The organism is Desulfocurvus sp., from assembly GCF_023230885.1.
Taxonomy (GTDB): domain Bacteria; phylum Desulfobacterota; class Desulfovibrionia; order Desulfovibrionales; family Desulfovibrionaceae; genus Desulfocurvus.
Map to the genome: position 1 here is coordinate 1 of NZ_JALNWM010000192.1, position 6,911 is coordinate 6,911.

At 71.9% G+C, this 6,911-nt stretch carries 4 protein-coding genes; 3 read left to right on the top strand and 1 reads right to left on the bottom strand.

Annotated features, from left to right (window positions below; all coding sequences use genetic code 11):
• On the top strand, window positions 1-1,240 hold a 1,240-nt coding region (cooS, locus tag M0P34_RS12555; protein WP_291499668.1), incomplete at its 5' end, for an anaerobic carbon-monoxide dehydrogenase catalytic subunit.
• Window positions 1,241-1,301: 61 nt separating this feature from the next.
• Entirely contained in the window at window positions 1,302-2,108 is an 807-nt protein-coding gene (locus M0P34_RS12560) for an ArsA-related P-loop ATPase (RefSeq protein ID WP_291499671.1), read from the top strand.
• Here M0P34_RS12560 and M0P34_RS12565 read toward each other — a convergent pair.
• Window positions 2,105-4,141, bottom strand: a complete 2,037-nt coding sequence (locus M0P34_RS12565) for a glycosyltransferase (protein ID WP_291499673.1) — start codon at window positions 4,139-4,141, stop codon at window positions 2,105-2,107. The two genes, M0P34_RS12560 and M0P34_RS12565, sit on opposite strands and share 4 nt — an antisense overlap.
• A gap of 370 nt (window positions 4,142-4,511) precedes the next feature.
• Here M0P34_RS12565 and M0P34_RS12570 point away from each other — a divergent pair, with 370 nt between their 5' ends.
• Window positions 4,512-6,833 carry a GGDEF domain-containing protein gene (locus M0P34_RS12570; protein ID WP_291499675.1) on the top strand — a complete coding sequence of 774 codons (2,322 nt, stop codon included), beginning with the start codon at window positions 4,512-4,514 and terminating at the stop codon, window positions 6,831-6,833.
• Window positions 6,834-6,911 lie beyond the last annotated feature (78 nt).

Below are 6,911 nucleotides of genomic sequence, written 5' to 3' on the forward strand. Positions count from 1 at the left end.
GCGCACGGCCCTGTCCGACGGCTGGGGCGGCTCCATGATCGGCACCGAGCTGTCCGACATCATCTTCGGCACGCCCACCCCGCGCGCCTCGCGCGTGAACCTCGGAGTGCTGCGCAAGGACCAGGTGAACATCCTCGTCCACGGCCACAACCCCGTGGTGTCCGAAATGGTCCTGGCCGCGGCGCGCGAGCCGGAGATGATCGAGCGCGCCAGGGCCCTGGGCGCCACGGGCATCAATGTCGCCGGGCTGTGCTGCACGGGCAACGAACTCCTGGCCCGCCAGGGTGTGCCCATGGCCGGCAACCACCTCATGACCGAGCTGGCCATCGTCACCGGCGCCGTGGAGGCCGTGGTGGTGGACTACCAGTGCATCATGCCCAGCATGGTCCAGGCCGCCGGGTGCTACCACACCCGTTTCATCGACACCGCCGCCAAGGCCCGCTTCACCGGCGCCATCCACTTCGACATCCACCCGCACAACGCCCTGGGGCAGGCCCGCGAGATCGTGGGCATCGCCGTGGACGCATTTGCCGAGCGCGACCCGAACCGCGTGGACATCCCCGGCGAGCCCGTGGACATCCTGACCGGGTTTTGCAACGAAAGCGTGCTCGCCGCCCTGGGCGGCAGCCTCGACCCGCTTCTGGAGCAGGTCAAGGCGGGCAACATCCGCGGCTTTGCCGCCGTGGTCGGCTGCAACAACCCTAAGTTCCAGCAGGACAGCTGCAACGTCGGCCTCATTCGGGAACTCATCAAACGCGACATCCTGGTCCTGGTCACCGGCTGCGTGACCACCGCCGTGGGCAAGGACGGGCTGCTGGTGCCCGAAGCCGCCTCGCGCGCAGGGACGGGCCTCGCCTCCGTGTGCCGGGCCCTGGGTGTCCCGCCCGTGCTGCACTTCGGCAGTTGCGTGGACAACTCGCGCATCATCCACCTCTGCGCACTCATTGCAAACGCCCTGGGCGTGGATATCGCCGACCTGCCCGTGGCCGCCTCGGCCCCCGAATGGTACTCCGAAAAGGCCGCCGCCATCGGCATGTACGCCGTGGCCAGCGGCATCGCCACCCACCTGGGCCTGCCGCCGCACATCACCGGCTCCAAGGCCGTCACCGACCTGGCGCTCCACGGGCTGGAGGATATCGTCGGCGCCGCATTCATGGTCGAGCCCGACCCCGTGAAGGCCGCCGACCTCATCGACGCGCGCATCAGCGCCAAGCGCAAGGCCCTGGGGCTGTCCCGCTAACCATCCGTGCGGGCCGCCGGGCACCCCCGCTCCGGCGGCCCGCATCACCCCGGAGGCCAACATGAAAATCGCATTCGCCGGAAAGGGCGGTGTGGGCAAAACCACCCTGTGCGCCTGGACCGCCGACTACCTCGCCCGCCAGGGCCACACCGTATGGATGGTCGACGCCGACACCGCCCTCTCCCTGGGCCAGGCCTGCGGCGTGGCGCCCGCGGCCCAGGCCGAACCCCTGGCGGCCCGTGCGGATCTGATCCGCCAGCGCATCGGCGCGGGCGGCATGATATCACTCTCCCCGGCCGTGGACGACCTGCCCGAGCTCCTGGGTGTGGACGTGCCCGGCCCCGGCCCCGGGCGCAAGCGCCTGCTGGTCATGGGCACGGTGGCGGGGGCGGGCGGCGGCTGTGCCTGCGAGGCCAACGCCCTGCTCAAATCCCTGCTGGCACACCTCGTGCTCGACCGCGACGATTGGGTGCTTGTGGACCTTGAAGCCGGAGTCGAGCACCTGGGCCGGGGCACGGTGGCCCATGTGGACGGGCTTGTCGTGGCCAGCGAACCCTCGCACCGCAGCCTGGAAACCGCCGCGCGTGTCGCTGCCATGGGCACGGACCTCGGCCTGCGCAACCAGGTCCTGGCTCTCAACCGCGCCCCCGAGGCCGTCCTGCCGCCCCTCCCCGGGCTGCCCGGATGCATCCTGCGCCTGCCGCCCCTGCCCGGCCTCGCCGCCCGCCAGCTTCAGGACCCCAACGTCCTGAACCTGCCCGAGGCCGCCACGGTGGACGGCTTCGTGGCCGAGATGCTGAAGGCGCTGGAACAAGGGCGGCGGCAGACCCGGCTCCGCCAGCCCCGCCGTCCTGCGCCGCGCGTCTAGCCCAGCAGGGCGTCCAGGTCGCGCAGCAGGGGGCTTGCGGGCAGGCGGGGGCGGTGGATGGCGTAGAGCCGGGCCGCGGCCTCGCGGCCTTCCAGGGCTATGGTCGCGTCCAGTTCGGCCAGGAGGTTGTTGAGCACGACCAGGGCCGCGCCCTCGGCGCAGTAGGCGGCGCGGAAGCGTTCGCGCAGGGTGCGCAGCTCGCCCTGGGTGCGCGACTGGTCGGAGAGGGCAGACTCGGAAAGCCAGGCCAGGCCGGTGACGGCGGGGATGTGGCGCACGCGGCCCAGGCGGCCCAGGCGCAGGAAGAAATCCTGGTCGGCCAGGGCGCGCAGGCGTTCGTCGAACAGGCCGTGCTCCCGGATGGCCGAGCGGCGCAGCATGGGGTGCGGCCCGCCGGTGCAGGAGGCCAGGTTGTATTCGATGGAATACTGCGGCCAGAGCCAGGCCCCGCCGGAATGGGCCGAGGGCGTGTGCCCGGCGAAGGTCTGGTGCGCAACGTCGGTGAGCCGGGTGTCGCCGAAGACGAGGTCGACCCCGGGGGCCGCGTCCAGGGCGGCGGCCAGGGTGGCGTAGGCGTCCGGGGCCAGGCGGTCGTTGGTGCTGAAGGGCGTGAGGTAGCGGCCCGAGGCCAGCAGGGCGGCATGGTTCCAGGCGCGATAGATGCCGATGCGCGAGGGCGTGCGCAGATAGCGGATGCCGTGGTGACGGCGCTGGAAGCGCCGGACCACGGCGGCCTCGTTCTCGGGCGAGGCCGCGTCGACGACGATGATCTCCAGGCGGTCGGCGATGGTCTGGGCCAGGAGGTCGCACAGGCACTCCTCCATGAACGCCTCGGAGGCGTAGGTGGACACCAAGGCGCTGACCAGGAATTCGCCGGGGCGGTGGCCGGTGTCGTCGCGCAGGCTGGCGGCGGCCTCGCGGCCCAGGTCGCGCAGGCGCGCGGCGTGCAGCAGCGCGGCCACCCCGGCATCGTCGGGGTTGGAATCCAGGTGGTGCTGGGCGGCGGCGATGCAGGCCGGGTCGTCGCCCAGGGCGGCCAGGGTTTCCAGCAGGCCGAGCAGGGCCTCGCGGTGATGGCGGTTGGCGGCCAGGGCGGCGGCGAACCCGGCCAGGGCCACAGGCAGATCGCCGGCGGCCAGGGCTGCCCGGGCCGGGCCGAGGTCCGGAAGCGGCCCCCCGGGGCGCACGGGCCAGGGCTGCCCGGCGCGGTGGGCGGCCAGCACCTGCCCGGCCCCGGGCATGTCCGGCGGAAGGTAGAGGACCACGCCGTCCAGGGCCAGGGGCAGCTGGGGCAACTCCAGCAGCCCGGCGGGCGGCGTGTCGGCGGCGAACAGGGCGTGGTGCGGCCCGAGCCACTGGGGGGCGGCGGGGGCCGGATCGTGGTCGGGGTCGGCCTGACGCAGGGCGCGGGCCATGCCCAGCACGGCGCGGGCGAAGGACGCCAGCGGCCCGGCCAGCAGGTTGCGCGTAAGCGGCGCCGTGGCCACGGCCTCGGGCACGAGGAAGCGCTGCATGATCAGCCGCGCGCCGGTGCAGTCCACGGGCTGGCCGGGCCGGGCCAGCCAGGGTTTGGCGGCGGGCGGCGGCGCCGTGGCCGCCCCGGGCACGGGCCGGCCCGTGGCCAGGGCAAGCAGGGCCTCGCGGCCTGCGGGCCCGGGGGCGAAGGCCGCGCGCACGGGCCCGCCGCCACTGCCGAACAGCAGGACCGGGGCACCCGGGGGGACGGCCAGCAGCGGCCCGGGAGCCTCGGGCAACAGGACGCGCGCGTCCAGCAGCAGCACCGGGGCACCCGGAGCCACCGCGCCCAGGGCGTCCGCAGCCTCGGCCAGGGGCCCGGGCCCCGTGGCGGCCAGGGCGTGCAGCCCGGGATGGGCCACGGCACCCAGGGCGCGCAGGGCCCCGGGGTCCAGGCAGCCGCAGGCCAGGGCCCAGCGCGGGGCCACGGCGTCCAGGCGCTGGCGCAAGGCCAGGACGAAGGCGAGGTCGTCGCGGGCGGCGAGGGTCAGCAGGCAGGGGGGCGCGGATACGGGCATGGCCTTCGGGGGTTGCGGGTGGCGGTGCGGCGTCCCCGGGAAAATAGCGCAAAAGGCTCCGCCTGCATACCGGGCCATTGGCGCGACAGCCGATTGTTTCCCGCCCGGCGCCGCGCGGCGAAAACGTGCCCCCGCCAGGGCTTCCGGCCGATGATTGCGTCTTGCGCGAAAGGGGTTGTCTTATTTTGCACAATCGTAATATAGCCTCGGCAGGACAGAGCTGCCGCGGCGCGACGGGCGCGCGGCCCAAGGCGCAACGACGACGTGGGGGGATGGCATGGGAGAGTCCAAGGCCGGAAACGGGGTGAAGGCCGCGCCCAAGGCCGGGCGGCGGCGGGGCCCGCTCTGGGGGTGGCGGCGGGCGCTGCGGATGATCGATCCGGGGCGCTGGTCCCTCAAGGGGCGTTTCCTCTATATCACCGCCGTTCTGCTGGTTCTGGGGAATTTCATCCTCATCGGCTACCTGTACATGATCCTGGAGGAGGGCATCACCAGCACGGCGGCGGACCGGCTGGCGCTGCTGCGCGAGGTGGCGGCGGGCGAGGTGCGCCGGATGGAGGACACCCTGCACGCCCAGGCCCTGGCCCTGGCCGACGCCGCCCCCGTGCAAAAGGGCCTGGAGGCCGGGGACCAGGCCGCCCTGCGGGCCTTCCTCGTGCCCTATGAGAACAAGATCCGCCACGGGCTGCGGGCGCCATCGGTGGAATTCCGGCTGGCCCGGCCCGACAGCCCGGACGAGGCGGACCCCGCCGCGGCCATGGTCTGCGAGAACCACGCGGCGGCCACGGGGGTGCGCGTGGAAGGCGGCCGCCCGATGGTCTACGCCGTGGTGCCCGTGTTCAGCGGCACGCACCTGGTGGGCACGGCCACGGCCCGGGTGTCCTTGCGCGAAGCCCTGGCCGGGGCGACCCTGCCGCCCGAATACGGGGTGGCGGTGCTGGTTCCCGAGGGCGGGGAAACCCTGGACCACGAGGCCGGGGCCCGGCCGCAACGGATGGTCATGACGGCGATCCTGGGGCGCTCGGGGCAGACCCTGCCCCCGGCCGAGGCCCTGAGCGCCCGGGCCGTGGCCCGCACCGGCCACATCCACGCGACGCTGATGGAGCTGACCGACTCCCGGGGGCGCCATACGGCAGGCGTCGTGCTGAGCTACAACGCCTCGCTCCTCGGCCAGTCCAAGTGGAACCGCATCAATCTGTTCGCCTGGTTCTTCATCGGCGGCGCCCTGGTGCTGTGGTTCGTGCTCTACGCCAACGTGGCACGCATCGAACGGTTCTTCAACAGGCTCAAGAAAATCATCATCTCCTCGCATTCGAACTATTTCGGCGAACGCTTCGAGGCAGACCACCTGCATTGCCTTGACGTGATGCACTGCCACAACGAGGAATGCCCGGTCTACCAGAACCCGTCCCTGGTCTGCTACCTGGAGACGGGGTCGGAGGCCATCTCGCCGCGCTGGCGCGACACCTGCGTGTTCCTGAACAAATACGACAGCTGCAAGGCCTGCCCGGTGTACGCCATGCGCCGGGGCGACGAGCTGACGGAGATGCGCAACGTGGTCAACACCATGATGCGCCTGTGGAGCAACTTCCTGGGCCGGGTGGGCCACCTGATGGCCTATGTGCTGCGCAGCCAGGAGCACACCGGGCAGATGCCCTCCCTGGACGAGATTTCCGACCGCCTGGAGGAAATGGCCAAGCTGACCTTCTTCAGCCGCGACCTCCAGGGCGTGCTGAACAAGGAAGAGGTCTACGCCCAGCTCGGGCATGTGTTCGCGGACAACTTCGCCCTGCACCGGCTGCTGCTCTACGAGGTCCGCGCGGACGACGGGACGATGGAGGTGGTCCTCGACCGCGTGCCCGGGCAGCCGCTGTGCCGCGACATGGTGCTGCGCAACACCGAGGCCTGCCGCGCCTGCCGCACGGCCGAGGACGTGGTTTCCTTCTACAACCCCGTGCTCTGCCCGCACTTCAACTGCGACCAGGACAAGGACGTGCGCTGCTGCCTGCCCATGGTCATGGGCGGCAAGGTCGGCGGGGTGGCCACCTTCCTGGCCCCTCGACGCGACTGGGAAAACCTGCGCAAGCAGCTGCCCATCCTGCGCAAATACCTGGACGAGGCCGCGCCGGTGCTCTCCTCCCTGCGCCTGCTCATGCTCTCCAAGGAACAGGCCCTGCACGACCCCCTCACGCGCTGCCACAACCGGCGTTTCCTGGACGAGTTCATCACCACCTTCGAGCCCCTGGCCGACCGCGAAAACCGCACCACCGGCCTGCTCATGTGCGACATCGACTTCTTCAAGCAGGTCAACGACGAATACGGCCACGAGGCGGGCGACGCCGTGCTCAAGCAGCTGGTGGCCATCATCCAGGCGACCATCCGCAAGACCGACCTGCTGGTGCGCTACGGCGGCGAGGAATTCCTGGTGCTGCTGCAAAACGTGGAGCCCGGAACCTCGGAAACCGTGGGCGAGAAGATCCGCGCCACGGTGGAACAAACGGCCCTGCGCCTGCCCGGGGGCACAAGCATCCACAAGACCATCAGCGTGGGCGTGGCCGAATTCCCGCAGGATGCCCCGGGCATGTACAAGGCCATCAAATTCGCCGACGTGGCCCTCTACGAGGCCAAGCGCTCCGGGCGCAACCGGGTCACGCGCTTCGCGCCGTCCATGTGGACCAGCGAGGAATACTAGCCGCCTCCCCCCGGCGCGGCGGGCCGCCGCCGCGCCGGGAAGGCGCCCGGCAGGGACAGGGCCGCCCGGCGGCCCCCC